This window comes from Streptomyces sp. NPDC000880, assembly GCF_053599675.1.
This window is the reverse complement of record NZ_JBSFMS010000096.1, coordinates 1-23,379: the sequence shown is the minus strand read 5'-3', so window position 1 is coordinate 23,379 and position 23,379 is coordinate 1. Positions and strand designations below refer to the sequence as shown.

The 23,379-nt window shown below is 71.1% G+C and carries 20 protein-coding genes and 1 pseudogene; 12 read left to right on the top strand and 9 right to left on the bottom strand.

Translation table 11 applies throughout. From position 1 onward, the window contains the following. Positions 1-2: 2 nt before the first annotated feature. The 5 genes from ACWDO5_RS25935 to ACWDO5_RS25915 all read right to left on the bottom strand — a co-directional run bounded on the left by ACWDO5_RS25935 (position 3) and on the right by ACWDO5_RS25915 (position 6,103). On the bottom strand, positions 3-314 hold the full coding sequence (locus tag ACWDO5_RS25935; protein ID WP_450532764.1) for an L-rhamnose mutarotase: 312 nt from the start codon (positions 312-314) through the stop codon (positions 3-5). After that, positions 314-1,306, bottom strand: coding sequence for an aldo/keto reductase (locus ACWDO5_RS25930; RefSeq protein ID WP_450532762.1), 993 nt, complete (start codon positions 1,304-1,306; stop codon positions 314-316). The genes ACWDO5_RS25935 and ACWDO5_RS25930 overlap by 1 nt, the downstream gene beginning before the upstream one ends. 120 nt (positions 1,307-1,426) lie before the next feature. Beyond that, on the bottom strand, positions 1,427-2,794 hold the full coding sequence (locus tag ACWDO5_RS25925; RefSeq protein ID WP_450532761.1) for a wax ester/triacylglycerol synthase family O-acyltransferase: 1,368 nt from the start codon (positions 2,792-2,794) through the stop codon (positions 1,427-1,429). A gap of 127 nt (positions 2,795-2,921) precedes the next feature. After that, entirely contained in the window at positions 2,922-4,994 is a 2,073-nt protein-coding gene (locus tag ACWDO5_RS25920) for a SpoIIE family protein phosphatase (RefSeq protein ID WP_450532760.1), read from the bottom strand. Between the two features lie 53 nt (positions 4,995-5,047). Beyond that, positions 5,048-6,103: a DUF6777 domain-containing protein gene (locus ACWDO5_RS25915; RefSeq protein WP_450532759.1), complete on the bottom strand. Its 1,056-nt coding sequence runs from the start codon at positions 6,101-6,103 to the stop codon at positions 5,048-5,050. Positions 6,104-6,247: 144 nt separating this feature from the next. Here ACWDO5_RS25915 and ACWDO5_RS25910 point away from each other — a divergent pair, with 144 nt between their 5' ends. From ACWDO5_RS25910 to ACWDO5_RS25900, 3 genes are read left to right on the top strand one after another with little or no spacing between them, the layout of a single operon-like run. Then, entirely contained in the window at positions 6,248-7,066 is an 819-nt protein-coding gene (locus ACWDO5_RS25910) for a YndJ family protein (protein WP_450532773.1), read from the top strand. Next, on the top strand, positions 7,063-7,611 hold the full coding sequence (locus tag ACWDO5_RS25905; protein ID WP_450532758.1) for a DUF1990 family protein: 549 nt from the start codon (positions 7,063-7,065) through the stop codon (positions 7,609-7,611). The genes ACWDO5_RS25910 and ACWDO5_RS25905 overlap by 4 nt, the downstream gene beginning before the upstream one ends. Beyond that, positions 7,589-8,995 carry a lipase maturation factor family protein gene (locus tag ACWDO5_RS25900; protein WP_450532757.1) on the top strand — a complete coding sequence of 469 codons (1,407 nt, stop codon included), beginning with the start codon at positions 7,589-7,591 and terminating at the stop codon, positions 8,993-8,995. The genes ACWDO5_RS25905 and ACWDO5_RS25900 overlap by 23 nt, the downstream gene beginning before the upstream one ends. Here ACWDO5_RS25900 and ACWDO5_RS25895 read toward each other — a convergent pair. Next, a complete protein-coding gene (locus ACWDO5_RS25895; RefSeq protein ID WP_450532756.1) occupies positions 8,973-9,914 on the bottom strand; it encodes an alpha-L-fucosidase C-terminal domain-containing protein in 942 nt (313 codons plus the stop codon). The two genes, ACWDO5_RS25900 and ACWDO5_RS25895, sit on opposite strands and share 23 nt — an antisense overlap. A 348-nt stretch (positions 9,915-10,262) precedes the next feature. After that, the gene (locus ACWDO5_RS25890; RefSeq protein WP_326654012.1) at positions 10,263-10,436 is read right to left on the bottom strand and encodes a hypothetical protein; all 174 of its coding nucleotides are present in this window, start codon (positions 10,434-10,436) and stop codon (positions 10,263-10,265) included. A gap of 261 nt (positions 10,437-10,697) precedes the next feature. Here ACWDO5_RS25890 and ACWDO5_RS25885 point away from each other — a divergent pair. Then, positions 10,698-11,248: pseudogene (locus ACWDO5_RS25885) on the top strand (SDR family NAD(P)-dependent oxidoreductase). Here ACWDO5_RS25885 and ACWDO5_RS25880 read toward each other — a convergent pair. Beyond that, the gene (locus ACWDO5_RS25880; RefSeq protein ID WP_450532755.1) at positions 11,220-12,683 is read right to left on the bottom strand and encodes an SDR family NAD(P)-dependent oxidoreductase; all 1,464 of its coding nucleotides are present in this window, start codon (positions 12,681-12,683) and stop codon (positions 11,220-11,222) included. The pseudogene ACWDO5_RS25885 and the gene ACWDO5_RS25880 overlap by 29 nt on opposite strands. A gap of 633 nt (positions 12,684-13,316) precedes the next feature. On the opposite strand from ACWDO5_RS25880, the gene ACWDO5_RS25875 reads away from it, so the two are divergent. The 8 genes from ACWDO5_RS25875 (at position 13,317) to ACWDO5_RS25840 (ending at position 22,652) form a co-directional block, all read left to right on the top strand. Continuing rightward, positions 13,317-15,458 carry a hypothetical protein gene (locus tag ACWDO5_RS25875; protein ID WP_450532754.1) on the top strand — a complete coding sequence of 714 codons (2,142 nt, stop codon included), beginning with the start codon at positions 13,317-13,319 and terminating at the stop codon, positions 15,456-15,458. Positions 15,459-15,579: 121 nt separating this feature from the next. Beyond that, positions 15,580-17,067, top strand: a complete 1,488-nt coding sequence (gene pelF / locus ACWDO5_RS25870; RefSeq protein WP_450532753.1) for a GT4 family glycosyltransferase PelF — start codon at positions 15,580-15,582, stop codon at positions 17,065-17,067. After that, entirely contained in the window at positions 17,064-18,425 is a 1,362-nt protein-coding gene (locus ACWDO5_RS25865) for a hypothetical protein (RefSeq protein ID WP_450532752.1), read from the top strand. The genes pelF and ACWDO5_RS25865 overlap by 4 nt, the downstream gene beginning before the upstream one ends. Positions 18,426-18,494: 69 nt before the next feature. Next, entirely contained in the window at positions 18,495-19,496 is a 1,002-nt protein-coding gene (locus ACWDO5_RS25860; protein ID WP_450532751.1) for an SDR family NAD(P)-dependent oxidoreductase, read from the top strand. 27 nt (positions 19,497-19,523) lie between these two features. Next, entirely contained in the window at positions 19,524-20,237 is a 714-nt protein-coding gene (locus tag ACWDO5_RS25855) for a nucleotidyltransferase family protein (protein WP_450532750.1), read from the top strand. 6 nt (positions 20,238-20,243) lie between these two features. Further along, positions 20,244-21,143 carry an NAD-dependent epimerase/dehydratase family protein gene (locus ACWDO5_RS25850; protein ID WP_450532749.1) on the top strand — a complete coding sequence of 300 codons (900 nt, stop codon included), beginning with the start codon at positions 20,244-20,246 and terminating at the stop codon, positions 21,141-21,143. A 55-nt stretch (positions 21,144-21,198) separates the two neighbouring features. Further along, a complete protein-coding gene (locus tag ACWDO5_RS25845) occupies positions 21,199-21,858 on the top strand; it encodes a spherulation-specific family 4 protein (protein ID WP_450532747.1) in 660 nt (219 codons plus the stop codon). Further along, positions 21,855-22,652 (top strand): endo alpha-1,4 polygalactosaminidase, encoded by a 798-nt coding sequence (locus ACWDO5_RS25840; protein WP_450532746.1) that lies wholly within the window; start codon positions 21,855-21,857, stop codon positions 22,650-22,652. The genes ACWDO5_RS25845 and ACWDO5_RS25840 overlap by 4 nt, the downstream gene beginning before the upstream one ends. A gap of 106 nt (positions 22,653-22,758) precedes the next feature. On the opposite strand, the gene ACWDO5_RS25835 is transcribed toward ACWDO5_RS25840, so the two are convergent. Next, positions 22,759-23,175, bottom strand: a complete 417-nt coding sequence (locus ACWDO5_RS25835) for an ATP-binding protein (protein ID WP_450532745.1) — start codon at positions 23,173-23,175, stop codon at positions 22,759-22,761. Between the last annotated feature and the right edge of the window lie 204 nt (positions 23,176-23,379).

Sequence of the window (23,379 nt, the reverse complement as noted above, 5' to 3'; positions counted from 1 at the left end):
GCTCACAGCTCCCAGACGACGGGCAGTCCGGCTTGGGCGCCGTCCGCGGAGTAGTCGTGCACGACATCGAGGAGCTCGGCCATCCGGGCCTGCCAGGCGATGTTGACGGGGAGTTTCTCGAGTGCGGCGAGCAGCTGGGCGTAGTCGGCGCAGTCCAGGAGGTGGAAGAGGTCGGTGCCGCTGCGCCAGATGGTCCAGGAGGTGACGCCGGCGGCGCGGATCGCGGCGGTGAGCTCCTCGGGGACTGCGCGGTGGGCCGCCTCGTACTCATCGATGCGGTCGGCGCGGACCTTGGTGTGCAGGGCGACTCTCATCAGGCATCCCCGTCCGTTCGAGCGTCCCCGTCTTTCGGCAGCAGTCCTTCGGCGCGCAGTTCGTCCCAGAGCGCGGGTGGGACGGCCAGGGCCAGCATGTCGGCCGCGTCCAGTACTTCATCGGCCGAGCGGGCGCCGACCAGGGCGCCCGCGACGGCCGGATGGGCGAGTGGGTAGTGGAGGGCGGCGGCGCGCAGCGGCACGCCGTGGCGTTCGGCGACTGCCTTGAGCCGAAGGGCGCGCTGCAGGATGTCGTCGGGCGCGGCGGCGTAGTCGTACGTGGCCCCGGGACGCGGATCGGCGAGCAACCCGGAGTTGAAAATTCCGCCGACGACGACGCTCTTGCCGCGGGCGGCGGCTTCGGGCAGCAGTTCGGCGAGCGCGCTCTGGTCGAGGAGGGTGTAGCGGCCGGCGCACAGGACGGCGTCGACGTCGGTGTCGCGGAGGAAGCGGGTGAGCATCGGCGCCTGGTTCATGCCGGCGCCGATCGCGCCGACGACGCCTTCGGCGCGCAGCTGCTCCAGCGCCGGGTAGCCGTGGCGGAAGGCCGCTTCCTCGTGCTCGTCCGGGTCGTGCAGATAGACGATGTCGATCCGGTCGAGGCCGAGCCGCAAGAGGCTCTCCTCGATGCTGCGGCGTACGCCGTCCGCGCTGAAGTCCCATACGCGGCGGTGGTCGGCGGGTACGGCGAAGCCGTTTGCGAGGTCGTCGCCGTCGGGCGGGCAGGGTTCGAGCAGCCGCCCGGCCTTGGTGGAGAGGGTGTACGCGTCGCGGGGACGGGTGCGCAGGGCCTCGCCCAGTCTGCGTTCGGACAGGCCTATCCCGTAGTGCGGCGCGGTGTCGAAGGTCCGGATGCCCGCGTCCCAGGCGGCGTCGACCGCAGCCGCGGCGTCGGCGGGGTCCACGGGGGTGTAGAGATTGCCGATTCCGGCGGCCCCGTAGGACAGTTCGGTGATCTCGACCGCGCTGCGTCCGAGCTTGCTCCGTCGCATTCCGCTGCTGTCCCCTCGCTGTGACGTTCACCGATCACGACGAATATTCATCGGATCACTTGGAGGCGTCAACACCCTTGCAGGGGGGAGATCTTGCACCAGACCTCTGAGCTGTCCGATCTATCGGGCCGACATATCGAGCGAAGGCTCTCGAATCAGGTCGAGGAGTTCTACGAGCTCCTCCCCCAGACTCCGCGCCAGCCGGTCGAGATCGGCCAAGGCCTTGCCGTCGGCGACCAGGCCGACATGCACCCGCCCGCCATAGGTGGACATGGCGATGGCCAGGGACTGCCCGCGGGCGAGCGGTGCCATCGGATAGACCTCGCGCAGCGGGCAACCACCCAGCGACAGGGCCGAGCGCGGCAGCGGCACGCTGGTCACCAGGACATCGAAGAGCATCCGGGCCGCGCCGCCCGCCAGCGGCGCGCCGAACCGATGTGCCAGCGGCGGCAGTTGATCGGCGAGCACGGCCAGCGCCCCGGCGCCGCGCGAAGGCCCTGCCGCCTTGTTGCGGTCCATGGCGGTGCGTACGGCGTCGAGCCGTGAGCGCGGATCGGGGTCGGAAACCGGAAGTTCCAGCAGATACGCGGAGAACTTGTTGCCCGAGCCGGGCGGGCTGCCGGGCCTGCGCTGGGAGACGGGCACCAGGGCCCGCGGGTCGGCGGTCGGCAGCCGCTCGCCGCGCTCGTCCAGCCAGCGCCGCAGCCCGCCCGCGACGACGGCGAGCAGCACATCGTTGGCCGTGCCGCCCACCGCCCTGCGTACGCGCTGCACGTCTTCCAGGTCGAGTACGGCGGTGCCGAGCCGCCGTGTGCCGCTCGAACCGGCCGTGAGTGCGGACATGCCGCGCGAGTCGAGCCTGCTGGCCCGTACGACCGAGGCCCCCACGCCGACGGCCCGTCCCAGCTCCTCGATCCGGCCACGGGCGAAGCCGGCCACCTCCGAGGGACCTGCGAGCCAGGACCGGGACGGCACGGTACGCGCCCGCCGTACCCCGACCGCGCGGGCGTCGGCGATCTGGTCGAAGATGCCGGCTCCGATGGCGACCGCGCGCATGCCGTCCGCCAGCGCGTGATGCAGCTTCACCAGCACCGCGAACGGGCCGCCGGACTCGCCCGTCAGGAGGTACATCTCCCACGGCGGCAGCCCTCGTTCGAGGGGCCGTTCCATCAGTTCGCCGGCAATCCCGGCGGCCTCGGTGGCGAAGTCGCCGGCCGGGAGGCGGACATGGTGCACATGCCGTCGTACGTCGAAGTCCTTGGCCACGGTCCAGCGGGCGCCGCCGACGGGCAGCAGGACATCCCTCACCCGCATCCGCAGCCGGCGGATCGCGCCGGCGCGCGTGGCGAGCAGCTCGAGGACGCTGTCGCCGCTCCGCGCCCCGGGGGCGGGCGCGAAGAAGGCAAGGGCACCGAGGTGCATCGGATGGCCGGCGGACTCGAGGTGCCAGAACGCCAGGTCGAGGGGGGCAAGAAGCTCGCTGCTCAAGGGGACCTCTTGTCCTAGAAGGTGTCCTAAAGGATGTCCTAAAGGGCCACAGAATACGAAGTCAAACGCCTGCGGTCGGTTACGGTCAAGTACGATCACTGCACGGACAGTTAACAACAGGTTTCCATCAGCTGGGCGGTCTGTCCGGGACTATGAACTCGCACCAAACGCATTTGCCGCTGCCTCTGGACTCCACGCCCCAGGCCTCCGTCAGCCGGTCCACCAGCATCAGTCCGCGGCCGGACACGCCCGACTCGCCCGCCTCACGCCGGCGCGGCAGCGCACTGGAGCGGTCCTCGACCTCCACCCGCAGCCGTCGCTCCGGGCCGGACAGCACCCGGATGGTCACGATCGCGCCGCCGTCCGTGTGCATCAGCGCGTTCGTGATCATCTCGTCGGCAGCCAGCTCGATCTCGTCCGACCGCTCGCGCACGCCCCAGGCCCGTACCGCCGCCCGGATCATGTGCCGGGCCGAGCGAAGCGCCTCCGGGTCGTTCTGCGCGACATGCTGCTGCAGTCGGCCGCCCGTCTGCGGGGTGTACGCGCCCTTGCGGCGCAGCAGCAGGATCGCCACGTCGTCGTCGCCGCCCCGCTCGCCCGCCACCTCGCACAGATGGTCGGCGAGCAGCTGCAGATCGCGCGGGCCGCCGCGCACCTGCGCGGTCAGCAGCTGCATCCCGTCGTCGAGATCGGCGCCGGGCTGCTCGACCAGTCCGTCGGTGTAGAGGAGCAAGGTCTGGCCGGGATCCAACTCGACGGTGCTGACGGGGTATTCGAGCTGCCCGAACTCCGCCGAGAGCCCCAGCGGCAGCCCGCCCTCAACCGGCAGCCGTCGGCAGGTTCCGTCGATGTCCCGGATCAGCGGGTCGACATGCCCCGCCCGCACCAGCTGCACCACGCCGGTGGACAGGTCGGCCTCCGCGTACATGCAGGTCGCGAACCGGTCGGTGTCGAGTTCATCGAGGAAGACGGAGGCGCGCGCCATCACGGTGGCCGGGGTGTGCCCCTCGGCCGCGTACGCCCGCAGCACGATGCGCAGCTGCCCCATCACCGCGGCCGCGTCCACGTCATGCCCCTGCACGTCTCCGATGACCGCTCCCACCCGCCCGCCGGGCAGCGGGATGATGTCGTACCAGTCGCCTCCGATGTCCCGGCCCATGCGGGCGGAGCGGTAGCGCACCGCGATCTGCGCCCCGGGCACAGAGGGGATCCGGCGCGGCAGCATCGCCTGCTGCAGGCCTTCCGCGAGATCATGCTCCTGTTCGTACAGCATGGCGCGCTGGAGGCTCTGGGCGATGCTGCTGCCGAGGGCGACCAGCAGATTGCGCTCCTCGGAGCTGAAGCCGGTCTTGTCGCTGTACAGCAGGCCGAGCGCCCCAATGGGGCGGGCCTGGGCGATCAGCGGCAGATAGGCGGCTGAGGTTATGTTGAGCCCTTTGATGTGCGGCCACAGGAGCGGATACGACTCGGCGAAGTCCTGCTCGGACTCGATGAAGCGGGGCGTGAGGGTACGCACCACCTCGCTCATCGGGTACTCCTCGTCGACGCGCGTGTAGCGGGTGCCCGGCACGAACGACCCTTCCGGCCCCTCGGCAACCAGATGGATCCGGCCCGATTCCAGCAGCCCCATGACCAGGCTGGTCGCGCCGAAGTGCTCCAGGCCGTGCGAGTCCTTCAGTACGTCGATCACGTCCTCCACGGTCCTGGCGTGGGCCAGGGCCGCGGTGGTGCTCTCGACGACGCTGGTCTGCCGGCGGCGCTCGACGTCGACTTCGAGGCGCGCTCTGGACTCGGCAAGCTCTTCGGTGGCGTCGCGGATGATGCCGATGATGCGCATCGGGCGGCCCGTCTCGTCGCGGCGGACGCTGGCCTGCGTGTGGGTCCAGCGCAGGCTGCCGTCGCGGCGGCGGATGCGGAAGTAGGCGCAGTAGTGGTCGCTGCCGTTTTTGAGCGCCTGCGCCACCAGGGTGTCCAGCCGGGCGCCCTCGTCCGCCGGCACCCGGGAAGCCAGGCTCTCCGGGCGGCCGTCGTACTCGCCGGGGCGCAGATCGAACACCTCGTGACCGGGCTGGTCCAGGTGCATAAGCCCGCTGGCCAGGTCCCAGTCGAAGCTGCCCATGCGGTTGAGGGTCAGGCTCAGATCCGGTTCGGCCGGCCAGTCGTCGGGAAGCGACAGGGCACCCGCTGCCCGATCAACCATGGGCCCACTCTGCCATCATTTGTCGGATTCTTCGACCGGTTCGGAGGGTGCACTCAGCCCTGGAAGGTGTCCGGCAACGCCGGCTCCTCGACGGGCATGAACGGGTCCGGCTGGGGCGGTGCGACCCCATCCTCGGAGGGCACATCGGGGTTGGCCGGCGGGGGCAGTTCCTCGCTCGGCGTGTCCACGGGCGGTTCGGCAGGCGGCTCCACGGGCGGGTTGACCGGCTCCTCCGGTGTCATCGGCGTGAGGCTTCCGTCGCTCGGCACGTCGGAGTCACCGGGCTCGGGCGTCACCGGCGGATAGGTGAATACGTCGTCCGGGTTCACGGGCGGGAGCACATCGGGCCGCTTGTCCTGCTCACCGTCGGTACCGGCCTGCCGCTCGATCCAGGTGTTGGTGACGATGTTGACGATGACGAAATTGTTGATGACCTGGGTGGTCGGCTTGATGACGACGACCCGGTCCGACTGGTAGCCCGCCCAGGACTGGCCCTTTTGGACCACGGCGCCCTTGACGGCGACCGGCGGCTTCAGCGGGTTTCCGCAGACACACCGGACGCGCGGCGTGCCGTACTGGTCCGCCAGCACGGCGGTCCCGGCCTGCAGCACGGACTGGTAGCTGGTGGCGGTGCCGTCGCGGAAGCCGTGGCTGGTCACGCGGGTGTCGGCGCGCAGTACGACGGGCGTCAGTCCGCGCAGATAGTCCGGGACCTCCGCCTGGGAGACGCCGGCGGCCCCGGCGAAGGCGCGCTCCTTGGCCTGGTCGGCGACGAGGAGGCTCACCTGCCTCTCGACGTCGCAACTGCCCAGCGATTGCGTGCCGCCGTACAGGCCGGGTGTCGAGCCGGAGAGAGTGCGCAGCGTGTGCCCCCCGGCGGGGCTGCTCGGCACGCTGGACGGGGCGGGCGGCTCGGGCCCGATGTCGGTCCTGGCCGTGGAGACGGTGTACGGGTCCTGGCCCCGGGCCGCGGCCGGCTGGAGGTAGACCTCCCTGGAGTCCGTTGCCGCCCTGCTGCTGCCGCCGCATCCGGCGACCAGGAGCGTGCAGGACAGCGCCGCGGACAGCCCGGCGACCGCGGCGTACCGACGGCGAATGGGTGGACGCACGAAAGTCTCCCGCCTCTTCACCCCAACTGGTCCCCCAAGTTCTGCCGGATTCCCGTCTCCCCCGCGACTTGAACGCGTTCAAGTAAGCGAATAGTCTCGACCGACAAGGAGTTGAACACGTTCAAGCCTGGGGTGGGGTGCGAGATGTCCGTACTGGTCAGCCTGATTGTGATGCTCGGCATGCTGGTGGTCGTGCCCGCGGGACTCCGCCTCGTCGACTCAGCCGAGTTCGCGCCCATTCGGCGGACATGGCCGCTGTTCGCGGTCCCGGGAGCCGTAGCCCTCTGGCTGCCGCGCTCGACCACGGCGACGGTGCTCGCGGCCGTGTACGCGCTCGGCACGCTGGCCCTCGCCGCACAGGCCCCGCGCAGGCTCGCTCGCACCCGATCGCTCCCGCCCGCGGAGATCGCGGTGCTCACCGCGCTGGTGACCCCGTCCGTCGCCGGTGTCGCACTCGTCGCGGAACGCTCCGGGCACGAGCTCTTCGGCTTCAGCCTGCCGATCCTGGCGCTGACCGTGCCGCACTTCCACTTCGCCGGGTTCGCGGCCGCACTGGTGGCAGGCCTGGTCTGCCGCACATCGGCCGGTCCTGCCGGGCGCTTCGCGGCGCTGAGCGTGCCGCTCGGCACCCTTCTCGTCCTGGCCGGCTACTTCCTTGACGACTGGGCCGAGCTGCTCGGTGCACTCGTGCTGACCGCCGGCATGTGGACTGTCGCGCTGCTGACCTGGCGGGATGTCCGGGCCGGCGGCCAGGGCCGGTTCACCCGCGGCCTGCTCGCCGGCTCGGCCGCCGTGCTGGTGGCGACGATGCTGCTCGCCCTGAGCTGGGCGCTCGGCGAGGCTACCGGTCTGCCCCACCCGACCCTGACCTGGATGGCCGCCACCCACGGCCTCGGCAACGCCCTCGGCTTCGCACTCTGCTCGGTGCTCGCCTGGCGACGACTCAAGGAGACGGCCGCATGAATCGCGTACGCACGCTCAACTATCCCGAGACCGGCGCCACCCGGCTCGGCCCACTGCCCGACGGTTACCACCACCTCCACCACACCGCCCGGATCGGCCGCGGCCGATCCGCCTTCGAGGCGGCGGGCGCGGCGGTCACCAGCTGGCGGATGCACCGCGGGTCGGGCGCCCGGGTGCGCACCACGGCGGCGCGGGCCGAGCCCGGCGCCCGGGTCGAGGTCTCGCTCGGGGTCGGCCCGCTGCGGTTCACCGCGCCGTGCGAGGTGATCTGGACGGCGTACGAGAAGGACCGGACGGGGTTCGCGTACGGCACTTTGGCTGGGCATCCCGAGCGTGGTGAGGAGTCGTTCGTCGTCGACATCCGCGACGACGGCTCGGTGTGGTTCACCGTCATGGCCTTCAGCCGTCCGGCGAGCTGGTACACCCGGCTCGCGGGTCCGTTCGTACCCGTGGTGCAGAAGTGGTACGCCACGCGGCTCGGTCGTACGGTGCGACGGCTTGCCGCGGCCGATACTGGACGTAATGGAGTGGTTCAGCGACGGTGACTACTGGCTCAGCCGGCTGGTCTTCCAGCGGGCTCTGGCCGCCGTGTATCTGGTCGCCTTTCTCACCGCCGCCCTGCAGTTCCGGGCGCTGATCGGTGAGCGGGGCATGCTGCCGGTGCCCGCGTACGTACGCCGGGTGCCGATGCGGCACGCGCCGAGCCTGTTTCAACTGCGCTATTCCGACCGCCTGTTCGCACTCTGCGCCTGGGCCGGCTGCCTGCTCTCGGCGGCGCTGGTGGCGGGCGCGGCCGACCATGTCCCGCTCGCGGCCGCGATGGCATGGTGGGCGGCGCTGTGGGTGCTGTATCTGTCGATCGTCAATGTCGGCCAGACGTGGTACGGCTTCGGCTGGGAGTCACTGCTCCTGGAGACGGGCTTTCTCGCGGTCTTCCTGGGCAATGAGCGCACGGCCCCGCCCGTGCTGGTGCTGTGGCTGCTGCGCTGGGTGCTGTTCCGGGTGGAGTTCGGCGCGGGGCTGATCAAGCTGCGGGGCGACGAGTGCTGGCGCAAGCTGACCTGTCTGGACTTCCACCACGAGACGCAGCCGATGCCGGGTCCCCTGAGCTGGTTCTTCCACCATCTCCCCAAACCGTTCCACCGGGGCGAGGTGGCGGCCAACCATGTGACCCAGCTTCTCGTTCCCCTCCTGCTGTTCACACCTCAGCCGGTCGCGAGCGCGGCGGCGGGCGTGATCGTGCTGACCCAGTTGTGGCTGGTACTGTCCGGCAACTTCGCCTGGCTGAACTGGCTGACCATCGTGCTCGCCCTCTCCGCCGTGGACGGCTCGCTGATCGCGGATCCGCCCGCGCTGCCCTCACCCCCGCTCTGGTACGAGATCGTGGTGATCGCCGTCACCGCCCTGATCCTCGGCCTCAGTTACCGTCCGGCCCGCAATCTCTTCTCGCGGCGGCAGCAGATGAACCGGTCGTACGATCCGTTCCATCTGGTCAACGCCTACGGCGCGTTCGGCACGGTCGGGCGAGTGCGGCACGAGGTGGTGATCGAGGGCACGGCCGAGAAGGAGCTCCATCAGGGCACGGTGTGGCGGGAGTACGAATTCAAGGGCAAGCCGGGTGATGTGCGCAGGCTCCCCCGCCAGTTCGCGCCGTACCATCTGCGGCTCGACTGGATGATGTGGTTCGCCGCGCTCTCCCCCGCCTACGCGGCCTCCTGGTTCGGCCCGTTCACGGAGCGGCTGCTGGACGGCGACCGGGACACGCTGCGGCTGCTGCGCCGCAACCCGTTCCCGGACGCCCCGCCCGCTTACGTCCGCGCCAGGCTGTACCGCTACCGGTACACGACCTGGCGCGAACTGCGGGCCACCGGCGCCTGGTGGCACCGCACCTATGTGCGCGAATACCTCAGGCCGACCAGGCTGCTTTGAACACCCAGACGTGCTTGCCCGCCCGGCAGGCCGCGGCGGGCACGTCGATCACCAGCTTGCCGCCGGTCGTACGCCAGGCCAGCGGCCGTCCATGACCAAGCATGGTCACCTTGTCGCCGGGCTGGACGGCCACCGGGGCCTCGACGGTGAGCGTGCTGCCCGGCGCGGCGAGCGAGTGGATGTAGAAGGCCTTGTTCGGGCGGACGGCGGCGGGCGCGACGGTGCGGGCGCCGGGCACGTCCACGGAGAGGGTGAGCCGGTCGGAGGCGAGGATGCCGACCGTGCCGGCGTTGATCACGGTGGCCTCGACGCTCTGTGCGCCCGAGTCGAGCAGGGATGTTGTGGAATGGGCGTCGCGCAGCGCCAACGCGCGTCCCTGGGCGGCTGGTTGCAGGGTGAGCGCGAAGATGTGGAGGGAGGCCCTGTTCGGCTGCGCCGGGTTGGTGACCGGCAGCGTGAGCGCCACGGCCTCCTTGGCGGAGTCCATGGCGAGCTCGGCGGTGGCAATGACGACCTGGTGCGGGTCCTTCTGTCCGGCCGGGTTGTAACGGTAGGGAGCGGTGAGCGAACCGCTGCCGGAGTACCAGTCGGGGCCTCCGAGTGCCGCGTCCTGGGTGGTGCCGTCCGCGTAGTGGACGGTCGCCTTGCCGGATGCCGCTCCGTAGCTGCCGGCGACGAGGAACAGGCCGGAAAGATAGCGGCCCCTGGGGAGTTCGATGCGCTGCCCGAGGGCGACGATGTTGTTCTTGGCGCCCGCCGTTGCGGCGGGAAAGAGATACGCGATGCCGTCGATGTCCAGCTGTCCGGAGGGGAGTTCCTCGCCGGGGAAGGTGTAGCCGGAGCCGTCGAAGTTGCCGCCAGGGGCGTCCGCGGTGTCGATGCCGTCGTTGTCGAACCATCGCTCAAGCGGTACGGGCACGGCGGCGGGGACGGTGCCCCAGTCACCGTCTCTCGCTCCTCGTTCCCGTGTGCTGCCGCTGTCCGGGGGCTCGCATCGGCCGTGGCCGGGTGGATGAGGGCGGCGCCGACTGCCGCCCCCGCCGTCATTCCAAGTACATGGCGCCTGGGAAGTTCGGTCATGAGATCCGATGATTGAAGCGTGACAGTGGCCTGTCAATGCTCTCTACCGGACACAGGTGAATCTGTTTCTCCCACCCATCGGATGAATCAGCGTGACCTGCGGGGATCGGCGAGGGAGCTTGCGCGGCCCCCGAACGCCCCGTACCCCCTGCCGGTGCGGCAGGGGGTACGGGGCGAAGCGATCCGCTCAGTCGATGCCGGGCAGGATGTGCGGCTCGGCCAGGTCGTCCTCGTAGCCGGCCAGCCGGATCGGAGCCGATCGGGCCCAGACTTCCAGGCTGCCGAGTTCATCAGGCCGGCCGGCCCGTTCGCCGCCGCGTTCCGGCGGTCGCTTCTCGTGCTTCTTCACATCTGATGTCACCGCGCACTCCTCTGTGTCGCGTAACTGGGACAAGGGCAGTTCGGTCGCGGTGGTGCCGCTACTCGGGCGGGACCGCAGCCTGGTTGCAGACCTGTCCCAGGACGGCCAAGGGGGTTTCGTGGGCCCTTTGGTGGCGTCCGTTCACCCCAGAGTAACCAAATGAGCAGGGCTCCGCTCGATGGGGCCTGTAAATCTCCTGTAAACCGACTCAATTCCGGCCAACGGTCTGTTCCTGTGCGGGGCTTCGTGGGACGTACGCGAATGATTTCCGGGCCTGCGCACAACTGCCTCGAAGGCAGGACAGCCCTGGTGACAGGGGCTTCCCGTGGCATCGGCTTCGCCATCGCCGGCGCACTGGCCGGAGCGGGCGCCGATGTAGTGGTCACCGCACGGGACCCGGATGGAGTATCGGCGGCTGTGGCCAGGCTGCGGGACGCGGGAGCGCGGGCGGCGGGCTCCGCCGGCAGCGTGGCCGACCCGGCCCATCTCGATCGCTGCACCGCCCTCGCCGTGCGGGAGTTCGGGCGGCTCGACATCCTGGTCAACAACGCGGTCCATGAACCGACCGCCGGTGGGCGCGTACGGCACGAGGAAAGCGGCGCTGCGGCACCTCACACAGCGGCTCGCCGACGAACTGGCCCCGGCGGTACGGGTGAACGGTGCTGTGGCTGGTCTCGGACGAGTCCGCATGGGTGACCGGGGCCGATCTGCTGGTGGACGGCGATACGGGGGCGCGCGCGGCGGCGGGCACCGGCTCGTACGCCGTCCATGACCGGCTGCGGGTTACCAGTTCGCCAGAGCGTAGTCCTTGAGGAAGCAGCCGTAGAGGTCCTCGCCGTCCTCGCCGCGCACGATCGGGTCGTAGACGCGGGCGGCGCCGTCGACAAGGTCGAGCGGGGCGTGGAAGCCCTCGTCGGCGAGGCGCATCTTGTCGGGGTGCGGACGCTCGTCGGTGATCCAGCCGGTGTCGACGGCGGTCATCAGAATGCCGTCGGACTCGAACATCTCCTGGGCGCTGGTGCGGGTGAGCATGTTCAGCGCGGCCTTCGCCATGTTGGTGTGCGGGTGGCCCGCGCCTTTGTAGCCGCGACTGAAGACGCCTTCCATGGCGGAGACGTTCACCACGTAGGTGCGCTTGGCCTCGGCCGCGGCCATGGCCGGGCGGAGCCGGCTGATCAGGATGAACGGCGCGGTGGAGTTGCACAGCTGCACTTCGAGCAGCTCGACCGGGTGGACCTCGGAAACAGTCTGGATCCAGCTGTTGGTGTCGTGCAGATCGGGGACCAGGCCGCCGGCGTCGATCGCGGTGCCCGCCGCGATGCGCTCCAGGGATGCCGAGCCGGAGACCAGCGCGAGGCCCGTGACGTCCTGGGCGGTGAGGCCCTCGCCGGCGGCGGACGGCAGCGCGGCGACGGAGTCCACGGCGCCGCTGCCGAAGGTGCCGATGACCTGGGCGGGCGGCAGCTCGCCCGCGGGCAGCGGGGCGGACTCGGCGGCGACCAGTTCGCTGTACGCCTGCGGGGAGCGGCGTACGGTCTGCGCGGCGTTGTTGATCAGGATGTCCAGCGGGCCCGCGGCGGCCACCGAGTCGGCGAGGGCGACGACCTGCGCGGGGTCGCGCAGATCGATGCCGACGATCTTGAGGCGGTGGATCCACTCGTCGCTGTCCGGCATCGCCTTGAAGCGACGGATCGCGTCGTTCGGGAAGCGGGTGGTGATGGTGGTGTGGGCGCCGTCGCGGAGCAGTCGCAGCGCGATGTACATGCCGATCTTGGCCCGGCCGCCGGTGAGCAGGGCGCGCTTGCCGGTCAGGTCCGTGCGGGCGTCGCGGCGGGCCCGGTTCTCGGCGGCGCACTCCTGGCAGAGCTGATGGTAGAAGGCGTCGACCTCAACATAGCGGGTCTTGCAGATGTAGCAGGACCGGGGGCGCTGGAGTATCCCCGCGATCTCCCCGGTGACGGACGAGGAGGGCAGCAGGCCCTCCGTCTCGTCGTCGATCCGCTCGGCGGAGCCGGTGGCGGTGGCCTCGGTGACCGACTTGTCGTGGGCGGTCTTGGCGGCCCGGCGCTCCTGGCGGCGGCGCTGCTTCACGGTGCGGTAGATGCCGGCGGTGGCGCGCCGTACCGTGATCGCGTCGGGGTGGTCGACGTCCAGTTTGTCGAGTTCGTCGAGCACGCTGAGGCAGACGGCCAGGCGCTCCGGGTCGATGCCCGGGCCGTACACCGGGCTGTCCTCTGTCACCGTCATTGCCTTTGCCGTTCCTCGATCACTCGCGCGCTGTGGGTTTCAAAAGCGCAACTTTACTGAGCAAAAGGGTGACGGCAAAATCCCGTGACCGGGGGCTTCGCCCCGCACCCGTACGGGTTGCGGTGGTCCGGTACGGCTTCCACCGGTCCGGCGTCGGGCACCTCGTCCCGTACCGTCGCGCCCTGGGCCGCTTTCGTCCGGCAGCGCGAGCCCGCGGCTGACGACTTCGAGGCCGCCCGGCACATTGGAGGCGGCGGGGGCGTCCAGCGTCGCGACTGGCTGAATCCTGCGCGTAACGCGGAGGCTTTCTTTGGACCAGACCCTTGGCGGTCGCGTCGCACCAGGGAATCGCTTCACGCTCCCCTGACCTGCGCGTCCGGCATCGAGGGGAGCCGACCGGACGCCCAACGGGCAGGCCGGGGACGGTACTTGGCAAGGCACTCAGGCAGACGCATTGCATCCGTTTCGCGCCAGGTTTCACAATGCCCACACAGGTTCCCCAAATTACGCCCCACTATGTGATCTGACAGAGAGCGGGACACGCGGGGCGTTCTACGCGCGCCGACCACCGCTGGGGGGCAAGGGCATGCCGGACTTCGGTCCGGCATGCCCTTCCGGGGAGGAACCGAACACATGAGGCGCAGCGTCCGCACGGCTGCCTTGTCCGCTACCGGCGCACTTCTGCTGGCATTCGCCGCACCGGCTGCCCAGGCAGCCGCGGCACCGGCGCCACGTATCGATCTGAGAGTCCTGGTGGTGGACGACGGGGGCCCTGCCACCGCCGCCATCACCGCCGAACTCGACGGCTCGGGAACGCCGTACACCCTGCTCGATCTGCATGGGACGAACCGTCCCGTCATCAACGCGGGCTTCCTCGCCGACACCGTGGACGGACGGCCGCGCGCCAAGTACCAGGCCGTGGTGCTGCCCAACGACAACCCCTTCGGGGCCGGCTCGGCGGAGATGGCCGCTCTCGCCTCGTACGAGAAGAGCTTCGGGATCCCGCAGGTCGACGCCTACACCTACGCCCGCCCCGAAGTGGGCCTGGACTACCCCGTCAACGGCGGCTACAGCGGCTCGCTCGACGGCGCACGGGCCGACGTGACGGCCGCCGGCAAGGCGGGCCCCTTCGGCTATCTCGACGGGTCCGTGCCCTTCGAGGACAACTCGCCTTCCGTGGGCGAGAGTTACGCGCACATTGCGAAGCCCGCCGCGGGCGCCGACTTCACCAGCTATGTCGACGCGCCACTGCCCGGCTCGCAGCAGCGCGGTTCGATCGTCGGCGAGTACCGCCACGACGGCCGCCGCGAGCTCGTCGTCACCTTTGTCTACAACCAGTACCAGCAGCAGTTCCGGCTTCTCGCGCGCGGCATCGTGAACTGGCTGACGCAGGGCGTCCAGATCGGCGCGGCCCGCAACTACTTCGCCGTCCATGTCGACGATGTCTTCGCCGCCGACGACCGCTGGGACAGCGTCCTCAACTGCACCCCCGGCGACGTGGACTGCGCGCCGGGACAGGGCGAGCCGGACCCGATCCGGATGACGGCCGCCGACGCGCAGTACGCAACCCAGTGGTCCGCTTCCAAGGGCTTCACCCTTGACATGGTCTACAACGGCGGGGGCAGCGAGCTGTTCAAGGAGGAGCACGGCGGCAGCGACCCGCTCGCGCAGCAGCTGACCGCCGACAAGAACGCCTACCGGTGGGTGAACCACACCTACAACCACCCCTTCCTCGGCTGCGTCCAGGACGTCACCGTCGTCCCCTGGGTGTGTGCCAAGAACGCGGACGGGAGTACGAAGTACGTCAGCCGCTCCGTGATCTCCGCCCAGATCGGGGACAACCGCTCCTGGGGCCGGCGGGCCGGACTCCCGCTGCAGAGCGACGAGTTGGTCACCGGTGAGCACTCCGGGCTGCGGATCCTGCCGCAGCAGCCGGACGACAATCCGAACCTCGCGCCCGCGCTCACCGACAACGCCGTCGCCTGGATCGGCTCCGACAACTCGCGCGACCGCGCCCAACGCCGGGTCGGCTCCGCCCTGACCGTGCCCCGCTACCCGATGAACGTCTTCTACAACGCGGGCCGCACCGCCGAGCAGATCGACGAGTACAACTGGATCTACACACGCACGGCAGACGGAGGCAGCGGCATTTGCGAAACCGCGGCCAACTCCACCTGCCTGGCAGAGCCACTGGACACCGCGACCGGGTACACGGACTACGTGGTGCCGCTCGAGGCCCGTATCGGACTCGGCCACGCCCTCGCCAACGACCCGCGGCCGCACTTCATCCACCAGTCCAACCTGGCCGAGGACCGTATCGCCTACCCCGTGCTGAACCGCATCCTCGACGACTACAAGGCCCTGTACGCGGACAGCACCCCGCTGGTGAATTTGCGCCAGCGCGACATCGGCGCCGAACTGCGCGACCGGGCCGCCTGGAACACCGCCGTCAAGGCGGGCCAGGTGACCGCCTACCGCGTCGGCAACGCCGTCACCGTGCAAGCCCCCGGTGGCGTCCGGGTCACCGCGACCATGCCGGCCGGCACCCGGCAGAACCTGCTCCTCGGCACCGCCGACTTCGGCAGCGCGTACGCCGGCGCGGTCTCCGGATGGGTCGGCCCCGGGCTGCTCCAGGACCGGGTCACGCTCACTTTGCCCGCCGCGGCGCCGACGGCGGCCCGCACCGCGAAGGCCGCGCCGGTCCAGGCCTCCGCGCCGCGGCTGCCGCTGCCCGCGGGCGTGCTCCAGCGGGTCCCGTACGGCGTGACCGGCTGACACCTCGGCACACGCGGTCCCGGGGCTCAGTCCCCCCGGGACCGCGCGGCTCGACGCGCCGCTGCCCGTCCTTCGGGCAAGGCGCCCCCTTCCCTTCTCGCATCCCGGGGAGCAGTTGCACATGGCCGAGTCCTTGTGCGCGCCGCAGTCCGGCGCGCCTCTGGTCACCCTCCTCACCGAAGGCACCTATCCGCACAGCCACGGCGGCGTGAGCGTGTGGTGCGACCAACTCGTCAGCGGAATGCTCGACTTCGACTTCCACGTCATCGCGGTGACCGGCACCGGCCGGGAGTCCCTCGCCTGGGAGCTGCCCGCCCATGTCGCCGAGCCCGTCAGCGTCCCCATGTGGGGGCCCGACCCGGCCGGGGCCGCGCCGCGCGGCCGCCGACTGCGGCAGCTGATGCAGACGTACGAAAGGTTTCTGACCTCGCTCCTCGACCCGGCGGCCGAGGCGCACTTCGGTCCCGCGCTGTACGAACTGGCCGGGGCGGCCCGGGACGGCCTGCTCGCGCCCGCGCTGCGCACCGACCAGGCCGTGCGCATCCTGGCCGGCGTCTGGAACCGCCGCGACCTGCCGGTGTACGCGGCCCGGCCCACCCTGCACGACGCGCTCACCGCCAGCGATCTGCTGGAACACGCGCTGCGGCCGCTCGCGGCCGCGCCGCCGGAACGGGGCGTCGCGCACGCGGTCAGCGGCGGCATCGCGGTCCTGCCCGGCCTGGTCGGCCGACAGTTGCACGGCGTACCGCTGCTGCTCACCGAGCACGGGGTGTATCTGCGCGAGCGCTATCTCGGCTACCGCACGGGCCCCTACCGCTGGCCGGTGAAGGCGCTGCTGCTCGGCTTCTTCCGGCTGCTGGCCGAGGAGACGTACCGCGCGGCCGCCCTGATCACTCCCGGCAATCGCTACAACCGGCTGTGGGAGGAGCGCGGAGGTGCGGACCCGGAGCTCATCCGCACGGTCTACAACGGCGTCGACCCGGCGGCGTTCCCGCCCGCCGGGCCCGAACCGGACGTGCCCACGCTGAGCTGGGCGGGCCGCGTCGACCCGATAAAGGACCTTCAGACCCTGATCCGGGCCTTCGCGCTCGTACGGAAGGACCTGCCGGACGCGCGGCTGCGGCTCTTCGGCGGCACCCCGCGCGGCGGCGAGGCCTACCGGGAACGCTGCGAGGCGCTCGCCGCCGAACTCGGGCACGCGGACGCCGTCACCTTCGAGGGGCGGGTCGACGACATACGGGACGCGTACGCGGCCGGGAATGTCGTGATGCTGTCCAGCATCAGCGAGGGCTTCCCGTTCACGCTGATCGAGGCCATGTCCTGTGGGCGCGCCACCGTTTCCACCGACGTCGGAGGGGTACGCGAGGCCGTCGGCGACAGCGGTCTCGTGGTGCCGCCGCGGGAGCCGGAGGCGATGGCGCGCGCCGCGCTGGAGCTGCTCAGTGATCCACGGCGGCGGGCCGCGATGGGCGAGGCGGCGCGGCTGCGGGTGATCGAGCAGTTCACGCTCCGGCAGACCATCGACACCTTCCGCTCGATATATCTCGAACTTGCCCTGGGCTCCCATGAGTCGGCGGCCTCGGCATGGCCTGCGGAGGTCCTCGCATGAGCGGCCCGTTACGCCTTCTGCCGGGCGACGGTGACACCCTGCCCGTCATACCCAGGCCGCGCCCCCGGACGCGCTCCCGGCCCAGCTGGGCCGAGGACCCGATCGACGAGCTCGCCGAGCGTCTGGTCGAGCAGGTCGCGACCGCCGTCCATCCGTACGAGGTGGCCGCGCTGCTGGAGTCGGACGGTCTGACGGGTGAGCAGATCACCGAACGCTACGCGCGTCCGGACCTCTTCACGCTCGCCGAGGACCTGTACGCCCGCGTGCCGCGCCACTACCCGGAGCCGCCGCCCGCGCCCGACCCCTGGCGGCCCGACCATCTGCGCTGTGCGCTGCGTGGTCTGGTCTTCGCCCTGCCGGGCCTTGCCTATGTGCTGGGGGCCGTGCTGTGGCACGGCACGGCGGACGTCTCCGGGCTCATCGTATCCGCGCTCGCGGCCTGGGCGTGGAACCAGGCGCTCAGCCATCGCGCGTATCTGCGGCTTGCGGCCGAGGGGAAGGCAGCAGCCGGGCGGACTCTGCGCGTCGGCGCGCCCGCCGGTGCGCTGGGGGCGGCGGTCACGGGGCTGCTCGTATCGGGTCCCGGTACGGGCGCGGCCTTCGCCGCCGGTCAGTCCTGCTATCTCGCGGCGGCGAGCGTCCTGCTGGTCCTCGGCCGCGAACGGGCCCTGCTGCTCACCCTGTTGCCGGTGGCCGCCGGTGCGGGAACCGTGCTGATGTGGCAGCCCTCGGCACCGCTCGCACTCGGGCTGCTGCCGGCGACGGTGACGCTCACGGTCCTGGCCGCCGGTCAGGCCGTACGCGACACCGTGCGATCCGAGACCACGGCCACGGGTGCCACGCCCAGGATGCTGCGCTCCCTTCCGTACGGGCTGTTCGGCCTCGGCGCGGGCGTGCTCGCGGCGCTCGCCGGGGCGGACGACCCGCGCTCGGTCGTCGTCCTCACGCTCAGCATGGGCTTCGCCGAGTGGCTGCTGTACCGCTACCGATCCCTCGCGCTGGCCGCGCTGCGGGCGAGCGCCAGCAGTCGCGGCTTCACGCTGCGCGCCGGGCGGGCCCTGGCGTACTGCCTCGGCGCGTATCTGGCTGTGCTCGGTCTCGGCTCGCTGGTCGCGGGGACCGGGCCCGCTCCCCTGCTCGGCCTCGGTGCCGTGCTCTGGGCCGCGCTGCTGCTGCAGGCGTTCTCGCTGGCCTGGACGCCGGCCGCCGTCACGCTCGCCGCCGCGGCCGCGGAAGCCGCGGCCCACTTCTCCGGGATTCCGCCCGGCCCCGCCCAACTGATCTGTCGCACCGCGGCGGCGGCCGTCCTGGTCGCCGCGGCCTGCCGACTGCTCGGCCGGCCCACCGCACACCGCTGACCACATCCCGCCTCGAAGCACCGACGACTCACCACCGACGACCGACCACCGACAACAGGAGCAACCGTCGTGACATCCAACGCGCTTGTCGCCGTCACCGGAGCCGAGGGCTTCATCGGATCGCATTTGACCGAGACCCTCGTCGCCGCCGGCTACCGGGTTCGCGCCATGGCCCAGTACAACTCCTTCTCCTCGTACGGATGGCTGGAGACGCTCTCCCCCGACACCCTCGAACAGGTCGAGATCGTCCTCGGCGACGTCCGTGACGCCGGCTCCGTGCATCAGCTCGCCGAGGGCGCCGAGGCCGTCTACCACCTCGCCGCACTGATCGCGATCCCGTACTCGTACCGGGCCCCGCACAGCTACGTGGACACCAATGTCACGGGCACCCTCAATGTGCTGGAGGCGGTGCGCAAGCTGGGGATCCCGCGCCTGGTGCACACCTCGACCAGCGAAACGTACGGCACCGCGCAGACGGTGCCGATCACCGAGGACCACCCCATCAACACCCAGTCCCCGTACGCCGCTTCGAAGGCTGGCGGGGATCGGCTCGCCGACAGCTACCACGCCAGCTTCGGCACTCCGGTCGTCACCCTGCGCCCGTTCAACACCTTTGGGCCGCGCCAGTCGATGCGGGCGGTCATCCCGACCGTCATCGGCCAGGTCGCGGCGGGCGAGCGGGTCATCACCCTCGGGGATCTGCGGCCCACCCGGGACTTCCTGTACGTGAAGGACACCGCCCGCGCCTTCCTCGCCGTCGGCACCGCGCCCGCCGACGCCGTCGTCGGCCGCACCTTCAACGCCGGTACCGGAGTTGAGATCTCGGTGGGCGAACTCACCAGGCTGGTCGGCAAGTTGATGGAGGCCGACCTCGATGTACGCGAGGACGAGGAACGCATTCGGCCGGCGGCTTCGGAGGTGATGCGGCTGGTCGCCGACGCGACGCGGCTGCGCGACGCCACCGGCTGGCAGCCCGAACACGACCTGGAGCACGGGCTCGTACGCACCATCGAGTTCTTCCGGGACCCGGCGAATCTCACCCGCTACAAGACCGGCATCTACAACATCTGAGCCACTGGGCCTGACAGGGGAGTCCCCATGCACGCAGTGATACTTGCCGGGGGCAAAGGCGTCCGGCTGCGGCCGTACACCACCGCCTTGCCCAAACCGCTGGTGCCGATCGGCGACCAGCACGCGATCCTGGAGATCGTGCTGCGCCAGCTGGCTTCCGCCGGCTTCGTCAGCTGCACCATCGCGATCGGCCATCTCGGCCACATCATCCGCGCCTATGTCGGCAACGGCTCGCAGTGGGGGCTGCGCGTCGGCTACTCCACCGAGGAGAGCCCGCTCGGCACCATGGGTCCGCTGCTCACCATGATGGACCGGCTGCCCGACCACTTCCTCGTCATGAACGGGGACATCCTCACCGACCTCGACTACGGGGACGTCGTCAGGCAGCACCGGAATTCCGGCGCGCCGCTCACCGTCGCCACATACGCGCGCAAGGTCTCCATCGACTTCGGGGTGCTCACCACCGAGTCCGGCCGGGTCGTCGGCTTCGCCGAGAAACCGAGCATGGACTACCGCGTCTCCATGGGGGTGTACGGACTCACCCGCGAGACGCTCGCCGGCTATACGCCCGGTCTGCCGCTCGGCTTCGACGAGCTGGTGCTCGATCTGCTCAAGGAGCAGAAGCCGCCGCACGCCTACGAGTTCGACGGCTACTGGCTCGACATCGGCCGACCCGACGACTACGACCGGGCGAACGCGGAATTCACCACGTACCGCGACCTCCTGCTCAAGGGAGCGTGACGGTCCGTGCGCATCCTCCTCCTGGGCTCCAGCGGATTCCTGGGCGGGCACACCGCCGAGCGGCTGCGCGCCCTGCCGGGCGTGCGGCTGCTCGTCGGCGGCCGGTCCGCGGACGCCGACGTACGGTTCGACCTCACCTCCTCTCCCGGCGTCCTCGCGGACGCGCTGCTGGCTGCCCGGCCGTCTGTCGTCGTCAACTGCGCGGGCCTGGTGGCCGGCAGCGCCGTCCACCTCACCGACGTCAACGCACGCGGCCCGGCCGCGCTGTGCGAGGTCCTGGGCGACGCGGCACCCGACGCCCGGCTCGTCCACCTCGGCTCCGCGGCGGAGTACGGGCCTACCGCGCCCGGCGAGCCGGTCACCGAGGCGGCCGCGACCAGGCCGCTGGGCCCGTACGGCGCCACCAAGCTGGCCGGCACGGTGGCCGTCCGCGCCTCCGGGCTCGACACGGTCGTGCTGCGCGTCTTCAACCCGGTGGGCCCGGGCGCGCCTGCCGCGGGCCTGCCCGGGCGGCTCGCCGCCGAGCTGCGGCGGGCAGGCGACGCGGACGACACGGTGCGGGTCGGCGACCTGTCCGCGCACCGCGACTTCGTCGACGTACGGGACGTGGCGGATGCGGTGGTCCGCGCCGCGACGAACGAGGGCCCGCTGCCGCCGGTGCTCAACATCGGCAGCGGCGTGGCGACTTCGGTCCGCGACCTGGCCCACGGTCTGGTCCGGACGGCCGGTTTCCGCGGCCGCCTGGAGGAGACCGGCACGGGGTCCGCGCGCTCGACGGCGGTCTCCTGGCAGTGCGCGGACATCACGTCGGCCGCCCGGGCTCTCGACTGGCGGCCGAAGCGCGCTCTGGTCGACTCGCTGCGCGACCTGTGGGCGTCGCCGACGCCGGCGGGGGCGCCGCGATGAGGGGGGCGGGTCGGCTCCGGCGAACCCGTGACCTCCCCGTGAGCGGCGGACCGGCATGAGCATGCTCGTGCCCATGTACGTACACCCCGCCGTCGACCCCGCCGCCTGGCAGGCCCTCGTCGCGTCCGCTCCCCTCCTCTACGGCGTGGTGCTCAACGTCGACGACGGTCCCGGCGCCTCCCCGGACCCCGCGTTCGTCGCCGCCGCCCGCGAACTACGGGCGGCCGGCGTGCCGGTGCTCGGGTACGCGGACACCGATTACGGGCGGCGGCCGGCACGCGAGGTGGCACGGGACTTCGAGCGGCATCGCGACTGGTACGGCACGGACGGGTTCTTCCTCGATCAGGTCGCCCCCGACGCGGCGGGACTGCGTCACTACCGGCGGCTCACCCGGGCCGCCCGGTCGCGCGGCGGGCGGACCGTCGTCCTCAATCCGGGCGCCCACCCCGCCCCCGGCTATGCCGCGCTCGGGGATCTGCTGATCACCTTCGAGGGCGACTGGGACAGCTACCGCGCCGCGCCGGCCGCCCCGCCGTGGACCAAGGGCCTTCCGCCGAGCCGGTTCTGCCATCTGGTGCACGGGGTTCCTCGCGGGCTCTGCCGGCTCGCGGACCGTACCGCGGAGTTGCGCGGCGCCGCGGTGCACTGTGCCGTTCCCGGCCACGGCCCCAATCCCTGGTCGGCACTGCCACCCGCCCTCCGGAAGGACTCATGAACCGCGCGACGTGTCTGCGGACCGCGATCCTCGCTCTTGCCCTCGCGGTGCTCGTGGCGTGCTCGGGCCCGCCGCCGGCCCCGTCCCCTCACCCGCGGCGCTGGCAGCCGAGGCCCGGCACCGCCTGGCAGTGGCAGCTCGACGGCCGGGTCGACGCCCGCGTCGACGTGCCCGTCTACGACATCGACGGATTCGAGAACGACGCCGCGACCGTCCGCCGGCTCCACCGGGACGGCCGCAAGGTCATCTGCTACCTCAACGCGGGCGCGTGGGAGTCCTTCCGCCCCGACCACGGGAACTTCCCCGCCTCCGTACTCGGCAGGGCCAACGGGTGGGAGGGCGAGCGCTGGCTGGACATCCGGCGTCTCGACATCCTCCGCCCGCTGATGGCCGAACGCATTGACCTCTGCCGCGACCGTGGCTTCGACGCCGTGGAGCCCGATCTGCTGGACGGCTATCTCAACGACACCGGTTTCCGGCTGACCGCCGCCCACCAGCTCGCATACAACCGCATGATCGCGCGCCTCGCCCATGACCGCGGCCTGTCGGTGGGGCTGAAGAACGATCTTCCCCAAGTCAGGCAACTGGTGCGGGACTTCGACTTCGCCGTGAACGAGGAGTGCGCTCAGTTCGGGGAATGCGCGGCGCTGACGCCGTTCGTGAAGGCCGGGAAGGCGGTCTTCCATGTCGAATACGCGCTTGAGGTCGACAAGTTCTGCAAACCGGCGCGCGAACTGGGGCTCAGTTCCATGCGCAAGAAGCTCGACCTGGGGGTGTGGCGGCAGCCGTGCTGAGCCGGGACGGCTCACGGTCCTCAAGCCCTGACGCCCCAGGCCCTGACGCCCCTCGCCCTCAAGCCCCGACGCCCACGCCCTCGCCCTCGCCCTCGCCCTGACTCCCTCAGGACGCCGCGAGAACTGCCTGTACGGTCTTGCCGCCGCCGGGTCCGCCCCGTACGGCGAGTGTCTGCGCGAGCTCACGCACCATCACCATGCCCCGCCCGCCCTCGTCCGTCTCCAGCGGCGTGCCCAGCCGCGGCGGAATCGGGCTGAGGTCCTCCACCTCGACGGTGACCAGCCCGGGATCGACGTGCAGCCGCAGCCGGCAGCTGCTGTGGCCGTGCCGGGTGGCGTTGGTGACGAGCTCGGAGACGACCAGCGTGGCATCCTCGACCTGGTCGCCGGAGAGCTTCTCGCCGCAGCCCCGGGTGAGGAAGGTCGTGGTCAGGTGCCGTGCCCAGCGGGCGGATGTCTCCGCCTGCGGCAGGACATACGTCGCGCGTGCGGCACGCCGACGCGAGCGCCTGTGCGCACGCATGTGCATCACTCCGTTCCAGTAGACCGGTATGAATCAGCCAGAAATCGGTCCAGGAAGCCAACCGGGGCAGGCCCTTGGCGGTCCAGGCACAGACAGGCCCCTCACCCCTCTGTGGTGCCCGCAGGGCATGATCGGCAATCAGTCACGGGGCCCCCCGAGCGGCCCCTGCGGCCCGGGCAGCGGCACCGCAGCCATCCCGGCGCC